The organism is Streptomyces sp. CC53 (genome assembly GCF_001865245.1).
GTDB lineage: Bacteria > Actinomycetota > Actinomycetes > Streptomycetales > Streptomycetaceae > Streptomyces.
In genome coordinates, this window is sequence record NZ_MKXB01000137.1 from 1 (window position 1) to 20,509 (window position 20,509).

Below are 20,509 nucleotides of genomic sequence, written 5' to 3' on the forward strand. Positions count from 1 at the left end.
CACGCAGTGCTCAACGACCGCCCGAGCCCACGGCTACGGCAGATCTCAAACACGGTCTCAGAGGTAAAGGATGCACGACGCGCTGAGGGCCAGCAGAAATGCCCCGTAGAACATGATGTAAGTGGCTGCGTCCTGCCTCGGTGTCCTGTACCGCAGCAGTCGGTAGGCCACAGTCCAGCAGGAGCCTGTCACGAGAACATCGCATATGGCGATATTGAGGACGTCCGCCCCTGATGGCACATACAGGCCGAAATGCTGGAAGAAAGGGAGCGTAAACGTCCATGACGCACTCCAGATGCGCACCGGCCACTGGCCGAAGATATCGATGAGCGTTCGGCGGCCGACGACCCTGTCCCCCTCGATGTCCTTCAGGTCCTCCATGATCAATGGGAACACGAAAAGGATTCCGGAGAAAAGGATCCACTGCCAGGCGAGTGTGTTGATAGGCTCGACGACGCCCCAGGCAATCGCGAATAGGGCAACGACGCCCAGCTGCATGGTGATCTGCTTCGACAGGAAGTACCAGCGCCCTTGGAAGGTATTCAGGGCGATCATAGTCGCCTGCCAGAAGAGCACCCATGGGAGCACACCGAACCGCCACCCGAGATAGGCGTACAGTATGTTCGCCAAGATGTAGCGGACGCGTAGTCCACGTTCGGTGACAAGTCCCGCCGGAACCGGTCGCCATGGTTTATTATGCGCGTCCTCGGTGCCTCCTTTAGCCTGGTTTCCCGCGTCGAAGGTGTAGGTGTAGAGAAAGCTGAGCATCCAGCTGATTAGGTAGACTCGCAGGATGTCCGAACCGGCGAGGCCGTTCTTCAGTGCCACGCCCAGTGTAAGTTGAGTTCCGCAGACGCTGACAAGGACATTGTTCACCATCATGCGGGCGGTGATCTCTATTTCGCGACCAAGCCACCGAAACGGGATTGAAAGCACGTGAAACACGTTGCCGCCACTCCGCGATGATGGAGAGGGCTTCGGGAGTGCCGGCTTTGTGCTTTCCGAGACCATGAATACCCCTTCGCTTGATGTCGTGTCAGTGCTATGGGTGACCGTCACCCCTGGCGAGGTTGCTCAGACGGAGGCCGCCTGCGTGTCCGCTGAAGTGTGAAAACACTGATCACGTTCGAGCCGCGTTCGACGCCGGACCATGAGTGACAAGCTGGGTGGAAGGTGGTCACGTGGTTCTGCTGGTGGCTGCGTGGGCGATCTGGCGGAGGGCGGCCGTCACGTGGTGGGGGAAGGGGGCCTGGTCGAGTGCGGTGAGGGCTTCGCGGTGACGGGTGCGGATCATGTTCTCGGTCTCGGCGTGGGCGCCGGTGGCGTCGAGGACGGTGCGGATGCGTGCGGCGCCGTTCTCGTCGAGGTCGGGTGTGGCGAGCAGGGGGAGCAGGGTGGTCCTCTGCTCGGGGGTGGCCCGGGTGAGGGCGAGGGCGACGAGGACGGTGTGTTTGCCGTCGCGGAGGTCGTCCAGGACGGGCTTTCCGGTCTGTTCGGGGGCGCCGAAGACGCCCAGCAGGTCGTCGCGGAGCTGGAACGCCTCGCCGAGCGGGAGGGCGAAGGCGGTGCAGGCGTTCAGGACCGCAGGGTCGGCTCCGGCCAGGGCGGCGCCGATGTGCAGTGGGCGTTCGACGGTGTACTTGGCGGTCTTGTAGCGGATGACGCGGAGTGGGGTGTCGATGTCGCTGGTGGGGCGTCCGGTGGTGAGCAGGTCGAGGTACTGGCCGTACATCACTTCGGTGCGCATCGCGTCGAGGAAGGGCCGGACCGCGGCCAGCGGCTCGGGGGGCAGGTGTGTGGCGAGGAGTTCGTCGGACCAGATCAGGGCGAGGTCGCCGATGAGGATCGCCGCGCTCGCACCGAGTTGTTCGGCGGCGGTGCCGCGGTGCCCGTGGTGGGCGGTGGCGATGGTGTGGTGGACGGTGGGGTGGCCGCGGCGGGTGGCGGAGCGGTCCATGACGTCGTCGTGGATGAGGGCGAAGGCGTGGAACATCTCCAGTGCTGCCGCCGCTCCGACGAGCGTGTCGGTGTCGTCGCCGCCGCCCGCGGCGTGCCAGCCGCACGCGCACAGCAGGGGGCGCAGGCGTTTGCCGCCGCGCAGGAGGAAGTCGCGCAGGGTGCGGAGGATCTCCGGAGGCATGGCGTGGTCGGCTGCCGCACGAGCCTTGTGGTCGAGGAAGTGCTCCAGGTGGGTGTCGACGGCCCGTCGGAAGGCGGGGAGGTCGAGGTGCGGTGTGATCGGCGCGGCGGTCACGGCTGCTGCTGCCCGGTGGATGTCGGGTCCTGCTCGGCGAGGCGGAGGGCTTCTTCGACGAGCCGGTCGACGATGCGGGCTTCGGGGACGGTGGCGATGACCTGGCCCTTGACGAAGATCTGTCCTTTGCCGTTGCCGGAGGAGACGCCGAGGTCGGCTTCGCGGGCCTCGCCGGGTCCGTTGACGACGCAGCCCATCACGGCGATGCGCAGGGGGTGCGGGAAGCCGTCGAGGGCGGCTTCGACGCGGGCCGCGAGCTGGTGGATGTCGACTTGGAGACGGCCGCAGCCGGGGCAGGAGACGATCTCCAGTTTGCGGGGCCGCAGTCCGAGACTGGCCAGGATGTGGCAGCCGGCCTTGACCTGCTCCACCGGAGGTGCGGACAGGGAGACGCGGATGGTGTCGCCGATGCCTTCGGCGAGCAGCAGGGCGAAGGCGACGGCGGACTTCACTGAGCCCTGGAGGGCGGGTCCGGCTTCGGTGACGCCGAGGTGGACTGGGTAGTCGCAGCGGTCGGCCAGCAGGCGGTTGGCGGCCACCACGGTCAGGGGGTCGTGGTGCTTGACCGCGATCTTGATGTCGTGGAAGCCGTGTTCCTCGAACAGCGACGCCTCCCACAAGGCGGACTCCGCCAAGGCTTCGGCGGTGGCGGCGCTGTGCTTGGTGAGCAGGCGCGGGTCGAGGGAGCCGGCGTTCACCCCGATCCGCAAGGGTGTCCCGGCGTCCCGTGCCGCGGCGGCGATCTCTTGGACGCGGTCGTCGAACTTCCTGATGTTTCCGGGGTTGACCCGCACCGCGGCGCAGCCGGCGTCGATGGCCTGGAAGACGTAGCGGGGCTGGAAGTGGATGTCGGCGATCACGGGGATGGGTGAGCGGGCGGTGATCGCGGGCAGGGCGGCGGCGTCGTCCGCGGTGGGCACCGCGACGCGGACGATGTCGCAGCCGGCGGCGGTGACCTCGGCGATCTGCTGGAGGGTGGCGTCCACGTCAGCCGTCACGGTGGTGGTCATGGTCTGGACGCTGACCGGCGCATCGCCTCCCACCAGGACGTCGCCGACGCGCAGTTGGCGCGAGAGGCGGCGCTGCGCGAGGGGCGGGGGCGGGTGGGGGATGCGGGGGGTCATCAGGGTCCTTCCGTGTCGGAGGGGAGGACGGGGTGCGGGGCAGTGGTGGAGGCGGCGGCGAAGGCGTGCTTGGCGGCGCGGGCGATCCCGTGGGCGTCCAGGCCGGCCTGGGCGAGGAGGGTGTTGCGGGGGCCGTGGGGGATGAAGGCGTGGGGCAGGCCGAGGCCGGTCACGGGTGTGGCGACGTGTGCGCTGCGGCAGGCGTGGGCGAGGGCAGTGCCGAAGCCGCTGGTGCGGATGTTGTCCTCGATGCTGACGGTGACGCGGTGGCGGGCGGCCAGAGCGGGCAGCGCGGCGTGGACGAGAAGGACCCAGCCGGGATCGGCGACCGTCACGCCCAGTCCTTCGGCTTGCAGCAGGGCTGCGGCGGCCAGGGCCGGCACGGCGAGTGGGCCGGCCGGGACGAGCAGGATGTCCCGGGGGCGGCGCGGGCTGTGATGCAGGACGTCCAGGCCGTCCACCTGTGCCACGGCCTCGATCGGGGCCCCGGCAGAGGCTTTGGGGATGCGGAGCATCGTGGGCCCGTCGCCCACGGCGACGGCCTCGCGCAGCAGGGCGGCCAGCTGGGCGGTGTCGCGCGGGGCGGCGATCCGCAGGCCCGGGACCGTGCCCATGACGCCCAGATCCCACATGCCGTGGTGGCTGGGGCCGTCCGCCCCGGTGATACCGGCCCGGTCCAGGACGAAGGTGACCGGCAGCCGGTGCAGGGCGACGTCCAGCAGGATCTGGTCGAACGCCCGGTTGGCGAAGGTCGCGTAGAGGGCGACCACCGGGTGCAGGCCGCCCATGGCCAGCCCCGCGGCCGCGGTCACCGCGTGCTGCTCGGCGATCCCGACGTCGAACACCCGATCCGGGAACCGCTGGGCCATGGTCCACAGTCCGGTCGGACGCAGCATCGCCGCGGTGACGGCGACCAGGTCCTCGCGCTCGGCCGCGAGATCGGCCAGTGCCTGCTTGAACGCGTCGGTCCATGACGGTGTCGCGGCACTGTCGGGCCGGCCGGTGGCGGGATCGACGGCGCCGATCGCGTGCAGGCGGTCCGCCTCGTCCTGCTCGGCCGGAGGATAGCCCTTGACCGTGACCACGTGCACCACCACGGGCCGCTGAAGGTCCCGGGCCCGGCGCAGCGCGTCCTCCAGAGCGGCCGTGGCATGCCCGTCGAACGGGCCGAGGTAGGCGAAGCCGAGACCGGCGAACAGGTTCCCACCGGCCTCTGCACTGCCGGCGGCGCCCTGGCGCAGTGCGGCCAGATGGGCGGCCAGGGCACCGGCGGTCGGATCATAGGAACGGCCGTTGTCATTGAGGACCACGACCACCGGGCGGTGGGGGGCGGCACCGATGTTGTTCAGCGCCTCCCACGCCATCCCGCCGGTCAGCGCGCCGTCACCGACGACCGCCACCACCCGCCGGTCCTGGCAGCCCGTGAGCGCGTGCGACCTGGCCAGTCCGTCCGCGTAGGACAGCGCGGTGGAGGCGTGGGAGTTCTCCACCAGGTCGTGCACGGACTCACCGCGGGACGGATAGCCCGACAACCCGTCCGCCTGCCGCAGTGACACGAAGCCGGGGCCGCGTTCCGTCAGCAGCTTGTGCACGTACGCCTGGTGTCCGGTGTCGAACAGCAGGCTGTCGCGCGGCGAGTCGAACACCCGGTGCAGGGCGAGCGTGAGCTCCACGACACCCAGATTCGGCCCCAGGTGACCTCCCGTCGCACAGACCGCCTCCACCAGGAACATGCGGATCTCCCCGGCGAGACGTTCCACCTCCCGGTGGGACAGACAGCGCAGCGCCTTCGGATCGCCGTGCGTACTCAGCAGAGAGAAACGTTCCCGCCACGTCTCGCCGGTGGACGCCGGCGCAACATCGGATTCTGTGTGCGGTCCTGAGGTGCCGACTCGCGGCACGGCCATGGCCGACCCCCCTTGATTCAGCGCGGATCCGGAACGTGCCCCGCGACGGAGGATGCCCGGCGCGCGGACGACGGCAAACAGGCGGCGAGCTGCCGCTGGAAGCTCTCGGCGTACATGACATGGACACAGCGCACCACGGCGTGTACAAGGACCCCTTGAGCGCCCACGAGTGCCTCCATCACCACCACGCACGCCTCGGCCCGGCAGGCACGGGGGCAACCCAACCCGCCAACTCCCCTCGGCCATCGCCGTGACCTGCCGAAGCTCCCGGTGTCACGCCGGCGGCCACCCCCGGCGGCAACGCGCCGGCCCCGGCTGGGCCTCGCAGTTCGCGCGCCGCGCCCCGGGCCGTGCGCCGCTGCGCCCCGGTACGCGCGGTGCCGCCCTCCGGCACCGCACGGTGTGCTGGCGGGTGGTCCGCTCCGCACGAGTGAGACCCCTGACAAGGGTGGAGGAACAGCCATGGACGACACCACGGCAACCCAACAGCCGCGCCAAGTCCCGCTGGAGGACCCCGCAACCACCGACAAGGGACTCGCCACCCAGCTGGTGCCCCTGCCCCCGGCCCCCGACCCGCCCACGATCGCCTACGCGATCACCGTCCCCGATGACGAGCACTACCGCATGTCCTGCTACAGCGTCGCGGAGACGCTGGTGCCCGGCCGCGAGTACACCGTCCCCGCGCCCACGGGCGGCACCCTGTTCAACAGCATCGCCGAGGGCTGCCAGGGCGGCTGCGACGGCGCGCCCTGGTACCTCGGCTTCGACCCCGGCTTCGCGGCCCTCGCCGGCGCACGCATCCTCACCCCCGACTCCTGCGGCCCCGCCCTGGCCCACGACACCCCCAAGGACCTGATCCGTGAGGCCCTCACCGACGCGGCCGGCGGACGGTGCGCGCAGGCACTGCACCACACCACCGCCGCGCTCGCCGGCCGCACCGAACCCCCCGGGTGCCGCACCGTGACCGCGCTCATGGGCAACTGGACCGCGTGGGTGTCGTGTGCGATGTACGACGCGATGGTCGACTGGGCCACCGGCAAAGGACCCTCAAGCATGGCCGCCGGCACCCTGGGCACCAGCCGCATCCACTTCGTCGACGCCGACCTGCGCCACACCGGCCGCCCCCACCCGCCCGGCTACCTCCACAAGGGCCCCGGCTGGGAGGACCACGCGGATACGGCCTGGACCGACACCTGCACCGCCTACGGATTCCACGGCATCTACCAGCGGCCCACCGTGGGCCTGGGCGTCCTCGCCGTCGACGCCGGCGTCTACGGCCGCGGCCCTATGGCCTGGTCGACCATGTTCCTGGACACCCAGTTCTACTACGACTACAACTTCCTGGCCGAGAACTCACCCAGCCTCGGCTGGTGGCACCAGGTCCACGCCTACGCCCGCCGCGCCGTCGCCGCACCCGACACCTACATAGGCGCCTTCGCCACCGGCTGCACCTTCAGCTACGGCGCCGTCTTCGTCAAACAGCGCCGCGAACAAGAAGCCCGCCGCAACCAGACCATGGTGCGCCGCGGCGGCGTCGTCTGGGACGACCTCCGCCTGTGGTCGTCCTACCTCGTCGTCGACGCCGGAGCCGTCCAGCTCACCGTCGGCGCCGGCGGCTGCGCCGACGACCTGATGGGCGCCGGCGTCGCCCGCGCCGTCAACGACGTCATCGACCTCGGCTACGACTGGTCCTCCGGCGACATGTGCAACAGCATCCTCACCCTCACCCGCGGCCAGACCGGACGCGAGGACCTGATTCTCGCCTACCGCAAGATCGCCACCGTCCTCAACCGCACCGGCACCCACCGCGCCGACACCATGGGCGGCATCGCCATCGCGTCCACCTACGCCTGGCAGCTCGCCGACACCCGCCACCGGGCCATCGCCTGTGCCCTGGTCAGCGACGACCCCGGCATCGGCCCGACCACCACCACTGCCTCCTGGCACCAGGCCGTCATCCGCGGCGACCCCGGCACCCAGACCACCCGCCACGACCTCGTGCCCGGAGCCCTCCTCGGCCACCAGGTCACCCTCACTCAGCGGACCTGGGACGCCGTGGCCACGCACCCCGCCGTCGCCGACCTCGTCTACCACGGCCACTGCTGGCCCCTCGCACAGCGCGCCAAGGGCCGGGTCCCCACCGCCGAAGAGGTCCACAATGCCGAGGAACACCTTCGTATCGCCCTCGCCCAGGCAGCCATGGAACTCGACCGCGCCGACTACGTCGAAGCCATCTGGTGCTGGACCCTCGAAAGCTTCTGCGCCACCGACCTCATGTGGCACGCCATGATCGGCAGCACCGCCGTCGCCGCCGACCGCCACATCGGCTCCGACCGCCTCGCCGACGACCACACCATGCAACGCTGGACCGGCTGAACCACGGCTGGCGTCCCCGTCCCGGCCTCCAGCGGCCGTGTGGGGTGTTCACGTGCCGACTCAACAGCACGCCGTGGACACCTTCCCGCTTGTCTACCAGTGCCGTCTGCCGCTGTCCACGCGCACCGTCCACCACCTCGCCGACCTGCTACGGCGTCACCTCAAGGCGATACGGTCCCGGTGGGAACTGTAAATCGTTCGATTGACAGACCCGCCTCTCGCCGATCTCGCCGTGGACACGGCCGGTCCCGTACCGACGGCTGCCCCGGGTGGGAGGCCACCCGGCACACGGCTCCCCGCGTCCCTGGTCAGCCGGGTCACCAGCGCGTTGGCCGACCGGCCCGTGCGGGCCGTGGGGAGGTGACGGTGTTCTCCGTTCTGCGAGTGCCCAAGCTGGGGCGCGTGTGGGCAGGACAGTTCGTCAGCATGGTCGGCGACGGCGTGTACACCGTCACCGTCGCCCTGTACCTGCTGCACCGGGACGACGCGCCGCGGGCATTGGGCACGCTGCTCGCCGCGACCGCGCTTGGCGGGATCGTCACGCTCCTCCTCGGAGGTGCCGTCGCGGACCGGACGCGTCGCTCACTGGTGATCTGCACGGCCGACCTGCTGCGGATCCTCGGCGTCGCCGCCCTCCTCCTCGCGGGACCGGACGCCTCGATCGGTCTCCTGGCCTTCCTCGGGCTCGTCTTCGGTTGCGGGGCGGGCGTGCACCGTCCGGCGTACACGGCACTCATCGCCCAGCTGGCGGGGCGGGACCGGCGGCGTGAGGCGTCGGCGCTGCGCGCGGCCACCAGCCGCTTCACCGGCATCGTCGGACCCGTCGCCGGGGGAGCGGTCGCCGCCGCTTCGTCACCGGGGGCGGGGCTGCTGATCAATATCGCCACCTTCGTCTTCAGCATGGCCACGCTGGTGCGCCTGGACGAACCGCACCCCGGCTCGGCCGCCGACGGCTTGGCGAAGGCGGGCCTGGTGCGTGAGGCGTTGGACGGCGTCGCGTACGTCCGCGGCCACGGCTGGATGCTCGCCGTCATGCTGCAGGGCAGCGCCCAGGCAGCGCTGGTCATCGCCCCGATGGCGGTGGTGGTGCCGCTCGTCATAGGCGACCGCGGACCGGCGGCGCTCGGCCTCGTCACCGGTGCGACGGCGTGCGGCGCACTGGTCGCGACGCTCGTCGCCCCGCGCATCCGGTCTCGCCGGACCGGTACCGTCGCCATGCTCGGCCTGCTGTGCGAGCTGCCGCAGATCGCCACCGTGTGGGCGGGGGCGCCGACCGTATGGGTGGTCCTGTGCAGCGTCTGCGCCGGAGCGGGATCCTCGGTGTTCGCCGTCCTGTGGGGCGCGGCACTCCAGGACCGCACCCCTGACAGCATGCTCGGCCGGGTGTTCGCCCTCGACGCCCTCCTGACCCAGGCACTCGTGCCGGTGTGCGTGGCGGCGGCGGGGCTCCTTCTGGGAGTGCTGTCCGTGTCGGTGATCACCGCCTTCGCCGGGTGCGCGCTGATCCTCACCGTGGTCGCCGTCCTGCCCATGTCGGGCGTTTCCACCCTCGGATCGCCGTCGAAGGAGGGGTCGACGACTGGGTCTGTACCGTGAGCGGGCCTGTTCCGTAGCCGGGGGTGACGAGGGCAGCTGGCGGACGCGGTCGAACAGGCCGGGGTGGTCGCGGTCCAGCCACTCGGCCGTGGAGACGGAGCAATGCTCAAGATCTGTGGATCGGCCTCGGGAAGCACGCGAAGGGCTCGTAACACGCTCATGATCGATGCTTCTTGAGTTGTCGCCAGCAGATGAGGCCGCAGGCCAGGGAGACGAAGGCGTCATGTAGTTCGGTGCGACGTTCCCAGCGGACGGCGAGGCGCTTGAACTGGTGGAGGAGAGCGAAGGTCTGCTCGACGACGTAGCGGAGCTTGCCCATGCCCTGGATGTTCGGGGCACCTCTGCGGGAGATGACCGGCAGGATCCGGCGCTTGCGCAGTTCGCGACGGTTGGGGTTGGAGTCGTAGCCCTTGTCGCCGAGCAGAGCCTCGGGGCGCCGTCGCGGGCGGCCGGGGCGTCCGGCGACGGGCGGGATGCCGTCGACCAGGGCGAGGGTCTGGGTGACGTCGTTGACGTTGGCCGCGGTGGTGATGACCTTGAGCGGGGTGCCTCGTCCGTCGCAGATCAGGTGGTGCTTGCTGCCCGTCTTCCGCCGGTCGACCGGCGACGGACCGGTGTCGGCGCCCCCCTTCTTCGCGCGGATGTGGGAACCGTCCACGCATGCTCTCGACCAGTCCAGCTCGCCGGCAGCGTTCAGTTCGGCGAGCAGGATCCGGTGCAGCTGGTCGAAGACCCCGGCCTTCTGCCGGCGGTCCAGTCGCCGCCAGCATGTCTACCCTGAGCCGAACCCGAGCTCCAGAGGGAGCGGTTGCCAGGCGATGTCGTTGTGCAGCACGTACAGGATGCCCTGGAGGCGCACACGGTCCGGGACCGGCCGTGGCCCGGCGACCGCTCGGGCCAGGGCGGCAGAAGAGGCTCGATCAGCACCCACAAGTCGTCGTCCACGATCCACGGCCGGGTAGTCACACCATCTCGAACGGTCGAATCGTCACCCCGGTCACGGCCGACCAGGGCTCTTCAGCAAGATCGTGTTACGAGCTCGAAGGACGTAGTGTGATGCGCCAGAAATCCTGAGGGTCATGTCTGCTCTGTTTTCTGGCCGGTGGTTCCGACCTTGGTGAGGTAGTCGGCGGGGCGCTGGCAGGTGTCAGATGACACGGCAAGGGCAGCCACAGACACTGCGCTGCGGCGGCCGCTGAGGCCGGTGCGGATGACCGTTCAAAGCCAACCGGTGACCACGGTCAGGAGAAGACGACCGATCGGAACTTCAGCAAGGGCCCTCGCTTCGCACCCGGGTTCAGCACGACGTAGGTGTCGCCGTCGCAGTCGAAGTCGAGGAAGACGGTGGCCGTCGAGGTGGTCTTGTTCCACGGCGACTGGGCCGGCAGGAGCTCGGTCGCCTCCGGGATGTTGATGCACTCTCCACTGGCAGGGTCGAGGAGGGTGTGGCTGCCCAGGAGCGGCCCTCGGTACTCGAACTCGCCCACCGCCGCGGAAGCAGAGTAAGGCGCGGACACGGTGAGCAGCAGAGCCCCGGCTGCAGCGGCCAGGATGTGACGAAGACGCATGGTGTTCACCTCCGGTACGAAGACGCCGGGAGGCCCGGCTCGACACATATTCCCCGACTCCCCTTCCACCGGATGTGTCAGCCACTACATCAGGTACACGCATCACCCTTATGTAGTAGTGCGCAACCTACCGATTGAACCGTTCTGGGTTCGGCGAGGACGGACATGGTCTCCGGCTCGGCATGCGCGATCTGGTCCGTTACGGCAAGAGCCTGCAATGTGGGGGCCAGCTGGTTCAGCAGTGTGAGTGCATCGGGCAGCGAGGCGGCGTCGTGGACGGTCTGTGTCTGCTCGGCCCCCTCCAGGTCGAACAGGAACGAGGTCCTTGCAGTCAGGAGCACTTCTCGCGTTCTCGATCACGCTTCGAACAGCACACTTCATGAACGCCCGAGGTTAGTGATGGTCTCGCAGTCGGAGTTCACGCCACGGGGCGAGAGGTAGTTGTAGGCGTCGTTGCCGGATCCGCAGTCGACTAGTCCTCGGTTGCCGAAAACGGTTAGGGTGTCGTCTCCTGCGAGGCTGCGAAGGGCCGCGAAGACGCCTGCCGCGTAGGCCGTTGATCCGTTGGCGATCGTGCCGCCGGTGACGGAAACAGTGTCGGGTCCCATGGAGGCGGTGAAGCGGGCTCGGATGCCGACGTTAGCGAACCGGTTGGCGCCGGCGCCCGGCGCGTCTGATCCCCCGGCGATGGTGACGTTGATGCCGGGGACGGATGTGCCGTCGAAGGTCTGCACACCGGGGCCGCCGTTGCCTCCCAGGCTATTCGGGGCGCTGGATCGCTGGCCTCCCGTGCCTCCTTGCAGGAGAACGTCGGGACGGGTCCCGGTGTGAGTGCCAAGCAGATTCAGGGCCGCCACCGCGGTCCCACCCCCGCCACCGGCCGCCGGGTCGAGGCTAGAGGTCCGTCCGGGTCCCGCTGGGCCGCCCTTCCCGCCGGTGATGCGCAGGAAGTCGGTGAGATCTCCCGAGCCGATGTCGATGACGGCGCCCCCGGAGGTTCCGTCGCCTCCACCACCTCCGTCGGTGGCGACGAGCGCTACCCCTCCGCTGGTTCCGGCTGCTCGTCCGGCTCCTCCCTGTCCGCCAGTGAGGGTGACAGTGTCCTTCCCGGTTCCGGTGCGGATGGTGCCAGTCAGGGCGTCTCCCCCCAGACCGCCGGGGGCCACGAGTTGGTTGGCCCCTGACTGCACCGGCGGCGCATCGCCTCCGCGCCCGCCCGTGATGGTGACGGTGTCGTTTCCTTCGCAGGCGTCGATGGCACCGGTGACGCCCGCCGGTCCTGGTGCTCCGCCCCTGCCCGGCCTGGTGCCCCCAGGGGCGGCGGTCACGGTGATGCGGTCGTCTCCACCCCTGCTGACGATGCTTCCGGCGACGGTGCCGGTGATCTCGATGATGTCGGTGAAGTCGGTGCCTTCTACACTCTGTCCCGCGGGCACACCCGCGGCGCAGGTCACCCTGACACCGCCTGCGTCCAGGGAGGACCGGGTACAGCCCGTGGGGTCAGCCGCATGGGCTGGGGGCGTCATCCCGAAGGTGACGAAGAGCAGGGAGCAGCCGACCACTGCTGCATGGGTGCGGTTCGAATACCACAGTCTCGATCTCACAGCGTGACCGTACCACTACTATGTGCATTCGACATGAGTCGATCTCGCTGCGATGTCAGCTGCGGCCGACTGCTGAACGGCCACGAAGCCCGTGTCGATGCCGAACCCGGTAGGCAGTCTGGCGTTATCAAGCTGCGCGGACTCGGTGTGTCCGCGAACTCCTACATCAACGGGTCAAAGGTCAACTCGCTCGAAGAGGACGGCTTCTACGACACAGGGGACCTGGGTTACCTCGTGGCGGACGAGGTGTTCGCCCTCGGCAGACAGGACGAGGTGATCATCTTGCACGGGGAGAACCAGTTTCCCTACGACATCGAAGCCATCGTCCAGGGCGAAAGCACATGAGGGCGGATCAAAGCAGCCTGTTTCGGACACAACGGCCGCTGAGAACTCACCATCACTACCTCTGCGGTACCGAATCGCAGCACCATCGCAGCGGTGTCGGAAAGACCTGTATTGCGGGTCGCTTGGTCCCACCCCTGTGGTCACACGCCACAGCACCATCACGGGCGTTTAGGGTCGCACGTATCGAGCGTCGCCATCTCCCATCTCTGTGACCGATTGCCACAGCACCGTCACGGCATCCTCATCTTGAGGATCGCGCTACCAATCGTCGGCCTCCCCTGCGATCATGTGCTGCAGCGTCATCGCGGCTTGGTGGCGGCACCCCACATGCCATCTATGCCGGCGCGGCCTCCGCGACCTCGAACGCAGCACCACCAGAGCTTGTACTGCGCGCTTCGTCCACGAACAAGTAGTCCTCACCTTCGCGGTCATGCGCCCGCGACATCATCACGGGCGTTTAGGGTTACAAATATCGAGCGTCGTCATCCCCTGCCTCTGCGGCCATTTGCCACAGCACCTTCGCGGCAACCACCTGGTGGTCGCGCAGCTCACCGAAGCCAAGCTGCCTCTGCGGTTTCGTACCGCACCACCATCGCGGCTGCCCGGCCTACGCAATGGCTGTGACGCCGGAACTGCTACCTCTGCAGTACGGAACTGCAGCACCATCGCGGCAAGACTGTGGATCAGCGCTACGACGAGCACCTCCGGCCCAACTCTGCGGTCCAGGCCGCAGCACCATCACGGCCGTATCTGCATCATGAAGATCGGCACCCGTCCGTCCACTAGCTCTGCCTCTCCCAGCGACAGCACCATCGCGGCAGCAATGGCGCCCGCCTGTCGACCGGGATCGCCACCATTCAAGCGGCCGTCGGCGACAGGAAGCGGGGTCCGCTATTCGCCACCCCCACCGGGCAAGCGAATGAGCCAAGGGACCATCAGCACCCAATCTCTGGGCACCACGCAGTGCGGCTCCCACGGCCTCCGGCTCAGCGGCTCCGCGACCGGCACCCCGGTCCGCACCGACGAGCCCTTTCAACGCATGAGAGCCACCTCTGCCCCTCCGGTTACCCAGAGGGTGAGGCGGCTTTCAGCACCTGATACCTCATCAGAAAGTACGCCAACCGTGCGTCATACGTGCGTCACGTGCGTCGCTCATGCGTCAAGATATCGCCCGTAACGCCCACAGCGCACATAATGCACACTCGACGAAACCGCAGGTCAGCGACCCTTCCCAGCGGGCTCAAGGATCGCGACGCACTCGACATGATGCGTCATCGGGAACAGGTCGAACGCCCGCAGCGTGCGCACCCGGTAGCCGGCGTCTGCGAAGTACGCGAGGTCGCGGGCGAGGGCGGCGGGGTCGCAGGCGACGTAGGCGATGCGGCGGGGGGCGAGGCCGGCCAGGTGGTGGACGGTCTGCTTGCCGGCGCCTGCGCGCGGCGGGTCCAGGACGACGAGGTCGACCTCGGTGATGCCGGTGCGGGGCAGGACCGACTCGACCTTGCCCTGTTCGATGCGGACGCGGGGGAAGTCCGCGAGGTTGTGGCGGGCGTCGTCGACCGCGCGCTTGCCGGACTCGATGCCGAGGACCGCGCCCTTCTCGCCGACCCGGTCGGCGAGGGCGCCGGCGAAGAGGCCGGCGCCGCAGTAGAGGTCCAGGGCCGTGTCGCCCTTGCGCGGGAGGAGGCCCTGCATGACGGCGCGGACGAGGGTGTCGGCGGCCTTCGGGTGGACCTGCCAGAAGCCGCCGTTGCCGACGCGGTGGGTGCGGTCGTCGGCGCGCTCACGGACGAAGGGGCGGCCGTGGACGCGGTGGACGCTGCCGTCCTTCTCCGAGACGCGGAGGACCGACACCGGCCGGTCCAGCTCCACCAGGGGCAGGCGGGCCCCGGGGCGGGGGGTGAGGACGACCTGGCGGTCCTGGGAGCCGGTCGCGGCGATGGCCTCCACGGTCGCCATGCCGGGCCACTGGCGCTTCTCGATGCCCAGTTCCGTCACGCCCGGCGCGGCGATCATGCAGTGGTCGATCGGCTCGACCTCGTGGGAGCGGTGGCGGCGCAGGCCGACGCGGCCGCCGGGGTCGATGGCGTACTGGACGCGGGTGCGCCACTGCGGGACCTCGCCGGCGGGCAGCTTGTCGCCCTCGGCGGGCACGACCGTGCCGTCCCAGCCGGCCTCCTGCGGGGTGAGGCCCGCCAGCCGCTGCAGCTGCTCGGCGATGACGTCAGCCTTCAGGCGGCGCTGGGCGCCGGGCTTGGCGTGCTGCCAGTCGCAGCCGCCGCAGCGGCCGGGGCCCGCGAAGCGGCACGGCGCCTCGATGCGGTCCTTGGACGCGTCGAGGATCCTGACCGCGTCGGCCCGCAGGAAGCGGGAGCCCGCTTCGCCCTCGGTGACCCGGGCGACCACGCGTTCGCCCGGCAGCGTGTGCCGTACGAACAGGACGCGGCCCTCCGCGGTGCGGGCGATGCAGTGGCCGCCATGCGCGACGGGGCCGACCTCGACCTCGTACTCCTCCCCGACCAGCGAGGACTCGGGTGCGTTCGGCATGGCGGGGTGACTCCAGGGAGAGTAGGGGTGCGGGAGGGGCGACAGCACACGGGTCAGGGGCTACCGCCCCGGGGTCGGGGGCTACGGCCCACGGGTGAGGGGACGACAGCCCACCAGTCTACGGGGGCCGCGGGTCACTCCGCGCCCGACCGGGCTTCCCCCGAGCCGTCGAGGGGGCCGCGGCGCACCGAGCCCGGCGCGTTCCAGTCCTGGTTCTTGTGGGCGCGCTGCTTCGCCAGCTCGGAGGAGCGCAGCTGGTACGGCACCGAGGTGACCATGACGCCCGGGGTGAACAGCAGCCTGCCTTTGAGGCGCAACGCGCTCTGGTTGTGCAGCAGTTGCTCGTACCAGTGGCCGACGACGTACTCGGGGATGATCACGCTGACGACATCGCGCGGGCTCTCGCGGCGCAGCCGCTTGACGTAGTCGACGACGGGGCGGGTGACCTCGCGGTACGGGGAGTCCAGGACTTTCAGCGGCACGTTGACGGCGCGCCGCTCCCACTCGTCGCGCAGCGCCCGGGTCTCCTCCGGGTCGACGTTGACGGTGAGCGCCTCCAGGGTGTCGGAGCGCATCAGCTGGGCGTAGGCGAGCGCGCGGAGCGTGGGGCGGTGGATCTTGGAGACGAGGACGAGGGAGTGGACGCGGGCGGGACGCAGGCTGTCCTCGCTGGGGCCGTCGGGTGCGGCCAGTTCCTCCGCCACCCGGTCGTAGTGGATCCGGATCGCGTGCATCGTCACGTAGAAGACCGCCATGCCGACGAGGGACACCCAGGCTCCGTGCTCGAACTTGGTGATCAGCACCACGGCGAGGACGAGTCCGGTGAGGGCCGCGCCGAGGGTGTTGATCGCCCTGGAGCGGAGCATGCGCCTGCGCCGCGCCCGGTCGGGCCCGGTGCGCAGGAGGCGGTTCCAGTGCCGCACCATGCCGGTCTGGCTCAGGGTGAAGGAGACGAAGACACCGACGATGTACAGCTGGATGAGGCGGGTGGAGTCCGCCCCGTACGCGTACACGAGCGCGGCGGCGGCGCCCGCGAGCAGCACGATGCCGTTGGAGAAGGCGAGGCGGTCGCCGCGGGTGTGGAGCTGGCGGGGCAGGTAGCGGTCCTGCGCGAGGATCGAGCCGAGGAGCGGGAAGCCGTTGTACGCGGTGTTCGCGGCGAGGAACAGCACCAGCGCGGTCGCGGCGGCCAGCAGCAGGAAGGGGACGCTGTGGTCGCCGAAGACCGCTGCGGCGACCTGGGAGATCACCGGGTCCTGCACGTAGCCGGTGCCGACCGGTTCGCCGTCGCGCAGGAGGTCCTGCGCCGGGTGCTCGGCCATCGTGACGCCGGTGGCGAGGGCGAGGGCGATGATGCCGCAGAACATGGTGGCGGCGAGGCCGCCCATGAGGGCGAGGGTGGTCGCGGCGTTGCGGCTCTTCGGCTTGCGGAAGGCGGGGACGCCGTTGCTGATCGCCTCGACGCCGGTGAGCGCGGCGCAGCCGGAGGAGAAGGCGCGCAGCAGCAGGAAGCAGAGGGCGAGTCCGGCGAGGCCCTGGTGCTCGGGTCGGATCTCCAGGTCGGCGGTGGGCGCCCGCATGGTGTCGCCGAGGACGAGGCCGCGGAAGGCGCCCCAGGCGATGAGGGCGAAGACCCCGGCCACGAAGACGTAGGTGGGGACGGCGAAGAGGCGGCCGGACTCCTTGACGCCGCGGAGGTTCATGAGGGTGAGCAGCACGATGACGGCGATGGCGGACGCCGTCTTGTGCTCCACGACGAAGGGGACGGCGGAGCCGAGGTTCTCCACGCCGGCGGAGATGGACACGGCGACGGTCAGGACGTAGTCGACGAGGAGGGCGCTCGCCACGCCGAGGCCGGCCTTCGGCCCGAGGTTGGTCTGCGCGACCTCGTAGTCCCCGCCGCCGCTGGGGTAGGCGCGCACGTTCTGCCGGTACGAGGCGACGACGGTGCCCATCAGGACGACGACGGCGGCAGCGATCCACGGGCTGTAGACGTACGCGGACGCGCCGGCGACGGACAGGACGAGGAGGACCTCGCCCGGTGCGTACGCCACTGACGACAGGGGGTCGGAGGCGAAGACGGGGAGGGCGATCCGCTTCGGCAGCAGGGTCTCTGCCAGCCTGTCGCTCCGCAGGGCCCGGCCGATGAGGATCCGTTTGGGCGCGTCGGTCAGTTTGGACACCCGGGGAATCCTAAGCGGTGGATTCGGGCCAGGCTCCGGCCGGTTGCCGGGCATAAGCTCGTCACGAGTCGGATCACGGTCGGCGGTGTCTCCGCGCGGACTGAGAAAGAAGAGTGAGCAGGGTGTTTCCGCAGGTCAACAGGGGTAGGCCAACGTGCACATTGTGATCATGGGGTGCGGGCGCGTCGGTGCTGCGCTCGCTCAGACCCTGGAGCGGCAGGGACACACGATCGCCGTCATCGACCAGGAGCCGCGGGCCTTCCGGCGTCTGGGCGCCGGTTTCGGCGGGCGCCGGGTGACGGGGGTGGGCTTCGATCAGGACACCCTGCGCGAGGCGGGCATCGAGGAGGCGGGCGCGTTCGCCGCGGTGAGCAGCGGCGACAACTCCAACATCATCGCCGCGCGGGTGGCGCGGGAGATGTTCGGCATCGAGAACGTCGCGGCCCGGATCTACGATCCGCGGCGGGCGGAGGTCTACCAGCGGCTGGGCATCCCCACGGTGGCCACGGTCCGCTGGACCGCCGACCAGATGCTGCGGCGGCTGCTGCCGTCGGGGGCCGAGGCGCTGTGGCGGGATCCGAGCGGCGGTGTGCAGCTCGCGGAGGTGCACACGTCGCCTGCCTGGATCGGCCACAAGGTGAGCCGGCTCCAGGAGGAGACGGGCGTGCGGGTGGCGTTCCTGACGCGGCTGGGTGAGGCGGTGCTGCCGAGCTCGCAGACCGTGCTGCAGGAGGGTGACCTGGTGCACGTGATGATGCGCACGGACGAGGTCGAGAAGGTCGAGGCGGCGTTCGCCCGCGGTCCCGAGGAGGGTGGTCAGTGATGCGGGTCGCGATCGCGGGCGCGGGGGCGGTGGGCCGGTCCATCGCGGGGGAGCTCCTGGAGAACGGGCACGAGGTGCTGCTCATCGACAAGGCGCCGACGGCGATCTCGGTGGAGCGGGTGCCGCTCGCGGAGTGGCTGCTGGCCGACGCGTGCGAGATCACGTCGCTCGACGAGGCGGCGCTGGAGCGCTGCAACGTGGTCATCGCGGCGACCGGCGACGACAAGGTGAACCTGGTCGTGTCGCTGCTCGCCAAGACGGAGTACGGGGTGCCCCGGGTGGTGGCCCGGGTCAACAACCCGAAGAACGAGTGGCTGTTCACCGAGGCGTGGGGCGTGGACGTGGCGGTGTCGACGCCGCGTCTGATGTCGGCCCTGGTGGAGGAGGCGGTGAGCGTCGGCGACCTGGTGCGGCTGCTGCGCTTCAGCCACGGCGACGCGAACCTCGTGGAGCTGACGCTGCCGCCTGAGTCGGGTCTGGCCGGGACGCAGGTGGGGGACGTGGACTGGCCGCAGGACACGTCGCTGGTGACGATCATCCGCGGCTCGCGGGTGCTGACGCCGACCCCGGAGGAGACCCTGGAACCCGGCGACGAACTGCTGTTCGTGGCGGCGCAGGCCCGTGAGGAGGAGTTGGAGGAACTGCTGTCCGTACGGCAGTAGACGCACCTCCGGGCGGTGCGTGGGCCCGCCGGCCGTGGGCGGGGCGCCCGCGGTCGAGGCCACGGGGCCGGCGGGGTGGTCGCGCCGGCCCGCCGATGCCTGGTCACGGGGCGGGCCGTCGGGGCGCGACGGGCGGGTACGCGGGTCCTGCGGCCGCGACGGGCCGCCCCTGCGGCGTCCGAGCCCGCCGCTCGTATGCTCCGGCCGGGTTCGGTCCGCCCTGCCGCCCTCCGGCGCACGAAGTCAGCCGGTCCCGCCGTACAGCCGTCGCTGCCGTCGCTGCCGTCGAGTTGTTCCGACGCGTTCCGGTGGCCGCGGTCGCACCGCCCCGCCGCCCTCCGGGGGCCGGGTCGAGGGGCCTCGTCGCAGAGCGTGCGGACGGAGTCGGACCGTCCCGCCGTGCACCGGCCGCCGCGGTCGGGGCGCGCCTCCGCCCCGCACCGACCGGTGTGGCCGGGTCTCCCCCACCGCCGCGGGAGCTGTCGCGTGCTGTGCGCGCCCGCCCCGGCGGGGTGGTCCCGCGGGGCCGCGCACGCGCCCTGCCGGGCGGCAGTCACCGCGCCGCGGGCAGGCGGTACGCGGGCCTCCGGGAGTCGCGGGGGTCACCGGGACGCCGCGCGCGGCCCGCCCCGGGGTGGAGCCGGGTGGGCCGGGAGCGGGCAGGCCCTCGGGAGGAGGGTGCGTCACACCTCGCGTTCGTGGGGCGGGCCGGCGGTGGTGCCGTTCGCCGCGGCGGCCGCGCGTTCCCGCTCGGCCTGTTCCTCCGCCTCCATATCGGCGAAGACGTCGATCGGCGGCGGCGCCTTGGCGAGGAAGACCCAGGTGAGGTAGACCGCGAGCAGGAACGGCGGGATCTTGAGTGCGACCAGCACCCAGCCGAGCTGGGTGGTGTCCGCCCACCAGTAGAGCGGGAAGAGGATCGCGCACTTGCCGAGCAGGATCAGACCCCAGGCGTAGCTGGCCTTGGCGTACGCCTTCTTGCGGCCGGGGTTGCGGGTGCGCCAGGAGAGGTTCTCCTTGAAGATCGGGCCGAGGATCAGCCCGATGAGCGGGACTCCCGCGAGGGTCGTGGCGATGTACGCGACGCCCAGGCCGAGCGTGTACAGCATGCCGGGCAGGTAGAAGTCCTTCGCGTCGCCGGTCATCATCGCGAAGACCACGCCGAAGGCCACCCCGAACACGCCGCTGAACGCGTGCTTGACCGTGTCGCGGCGGATCAGCCGGAAGACGACGAGCAGGAGGGACACGCCGAGGGCCGCGAACGCGGAGGCGTGCAGGTCCTTGTTGATCGTGTAGATCGTGACGAAGAGGAGCCCGGGCAGGACGGTCTCCACCATGCCCCGCAGGCCGCCGAAGGCGTCGAACAGGGCGGCTTCGGTCATCGCCTTGGTGCTGTCGGCCCCGTCGGCTCCGGCAGCGGCCACGGTGTCGGCGTCGGGCCCGGCGTCGTGGGGGGCCTGCCCGTGGTGGGGGCGTGTGCCGTCCTGTGCGGTGGTCGGCTTGTCGAGTGACGTCACCGG

General features: G+C 70.3%; 16 protein-coding genes and 1 pseudogene. 6 read left to right on the forward strand and 11 right to left on the reverse strand.

Annotated features, from left to right (window positions below; genetic code table 11):
- Positions 1 to 57 precede the first annotated feature (57 nt).
- From BJP40_RS12490 to BJP40_RS12505, 4 genes are all read right to left on the reverse strand, one after another.
- The gene (locus BJP40_RS12490; RefSeq protein WP_218153205.1) at positions 58 to 1,059 is read right to left on the reverse strand and encodes a UbiA family prenyltransferase; all 1,002 of its coding nucleotides are present in this window, start codon (positions 1,057 to 1,059) and stop codon (positions 58 to 60) included.
- A 118-nt stretch (positions 1,060 to 1,177) separates the two neighbouring features.
- Complete coding sequence (locus BJP40_RS12495; protein ID WP_079171121.1) at positions 1,178 to 2,254, reverse strand: polyprenyl synthetase family protein; 1,077 nt, start codon at positions 2,252 to 2,254, stop codon at positions 1,178 to 1,180.
- Positions 2,251 to 3,378, reverse strand: a complete 1,128-nt coding sequence (gene ispG / locus BJP40_RS12500; protein WP_071280431.1) for a flavodoxin-dependent (E)-4-hydroxy-3-methylbut-2-enyl-diphosphate synthase — start codon at positions 3,376 to 3,378, stop codon at positions 2,251 to 2,253. The genes BJP40_RS12495 and ispG overlap by 4 nt, the downstream gene beginning before the upstream one ends.
- A complete protein-coding gene (locus tag BJP40_RS12505) occupies positions 3,378 to 5,138 on the reverse strand; it encodes a 1-deoxy-D-xylulose-5-phosphate synthase (RefSeq protein WP_371258629.1) in 1,761 nt (586 codons plus the stop codon). Before BJP40_RS12505 ends, ispG begins: the two co-directional genes overlap by 1 nt.
- 609 nt (positions 5,139 to 5,747) lie before the next feature.
- Between BJP40_RS12505 and BJP40_RS33620 the strand changes: the two genes are divergently transcribed.
- From BJP40_RS33620 to BJP40_RS34225, 3 genes are all read left to right on the forward strand, one after another.
- Positions 5,748 to 7,661 (forward strand): hypothetical protein, encoded by a 1,914-nt coding sequence (locus tag BJP40_RS33620; RefSeq protein ID WP_071280432.1) that lies wholly within the window; start codon positions 5,748 to 5,750, stop codon positions 7,659 to 7,661.
- A gap of 52 nt (positions 7,662 to 7,713) precedes the next feature.
- Positions 7,714 to 7,854, forward strand: coding sequence for a hypothetical protein (locus tag BJP40_RS32920; protein WP_256220728.1), 141 nt, complete (start codon positions 7,714 to 7,716; stop codon positions 7,852 to 7,854).
- A 173-nt stretch (positions 7,855 to 8,027) separates the two neighbouring features.
- A complete protein-coding gene (locus BJP40_RS34225) occupies positions 8,028 to 9,257 on the forward strand; it encodes an MFS transporter (RefSeq protein ID WP_177204368.1) in 1,230 nt (409 codons plus the stop codon).
- A gap of 157 nt (positions 9,258 to 9,414) precedes the next feature.
- Here the strand turns inward: BJP40_RS34225 and BJP40_RS31705 are convergent.
- The 4 genes and pseudogenes from BJP40_RS31705 to BJP40_RS34230 all read right to left on the reverse strand — a co-directional run bounded on the left by BJP40_RS31705 (position 9,415) and on the right by BJP40_RS34230 (position 12,429).
- Positions 9,415 to 10,205: pseudogene (locus tag BJP40_RS31705) on the reverse strand (IS5 family transposase).
- A gap of 293 nt (positions 10,206 to 10,498) precedes the next feature.
- A complete protein-coding gene (locus BJP40_RS12530) occupies positions 10,499 to 10,825 on the reverse strand; it encodes a hypothetical protein (protein WP_071280434.1) in 327 nt (108 codons plus the stop codon).
- A gap of 89 nt (positions 10,826 to 10,914) precedes the next feature.
- A complete protein-coding gene (locus BJP40_RS12535; RefSeq protein ID WP_071280435.1) occupies positions 10,915 to 11,166 on the reverse strand; it encodes a hypothetical protein in 252 nt (83 codons plus the stop codon).
- A gap of 36 nt (positions 11,167 to 11,202) precedes the next feature.
- Complete coding sequence (locus BJP40_RS34230; RefSeq protein ID WP_177204369.1) at positions 11,203 to 12,429, reverse strand: hypothetical protein; 1,227 nt, start codon at positions 12,427 to 12,429, stop codon at positions 11,203 to 11,205.
- Positions 12,430 to 12,462: 33 nt separating this feature from the next.
- On the opposite strand from BJP40_RS34230, the gene BJP40_RS32925 reads away from it, so the two are divergent.
- The gene (locus BJP40_RS32925; protein ID WP_177204370.1) at positions 12,463 to 12,774 is read left to right on the forward strand and encodes a hypothetical protein; all 312 of its coding nucleotides are present in this window, start codon (positions 12,463 to 12,465) and stop codon (positions 12,772 to 12,774) included.
- Between the two features lie 1,218 nt (positions 12,775 to 13,992).
- Here the strand turns inward: BJP40_RS32925 and BJP40_RS12545 are convergent.
- On the reverse strand, positions 13,993 to 15,321 hold the full coding sequence (locus BJP40_RS12545; protein WP_071280437.1) for a class I SAM-dependent RNA methyltransferase: 1,329 nt from the start codon (positions 15,319 to 15,321) through the stop codon (positions 13,993 to 13,995).
- Positions 15,322 to 15,455: 134 nt separating this feature from the next.
- Positions 15,456 to 17,504, reverse strand: coding sequence for an APC family permease (locus BJP40_RS12550; protein ID WP_071280438.1), 2,049 nt, complete (start codon positions 17,502 to 17,504; stop codon positions 15,456 to 15,458).
- Positions 17,505 to 17,658: 154 nt separating this feature from the next.
- On the opposite strand from BJP40_RS12550, the gene BJP40_RS12555 reads away from it, so the two are divergent.
- Both BJP40_RS12555 and BJP40_RS12560 read left to right on the forward strand, forming a co-directional pair.
- On the forward strand, positions 17,659 to 18,327 hold the full coding sequence (locus BJP40_RS12555) for a TrkA family potassium uptake protein (protein ID WP_071270723.1): 669 nt from the start codon (positions 17,659 to 17,661) through the stop codon (positions 18,325 to 18,327).
- Entirely contained in the window at positions 18,327 to 18,989 is a 663-nt protein-coding gene (locus tag BJP40_RS12560; RefSeq protein ID WP_071270726.1) for a TrkA family potassium uptake protein, read from the forward strand. Before BJP40_RS12555 ends, BJP40_RS12560 begins: the two co-directional genes overlap by 1 nt.
- A gap of 683 nt (positions 18,990 to 19,672) precedes the next feature.
- Here BJP40_RS12560 and BJP40_RS12565 read toward each other — a convergent pair.
- The gene (locus BJP40_RS12565) at positions 19,673 to 20,506 is read right to left on the reverse strand and encodes a DUF3159 domain-containing protein (RefSeq protein ID WP_071280439.1); all 834 of its coding nucleotides are present in this window, start codon (positions 20,504 to 20,506) and stop codon (positions 19,673 to 19,675) included.
- Positions 20,507 to 20,509 lie beyond the last annotated feature (3 nt).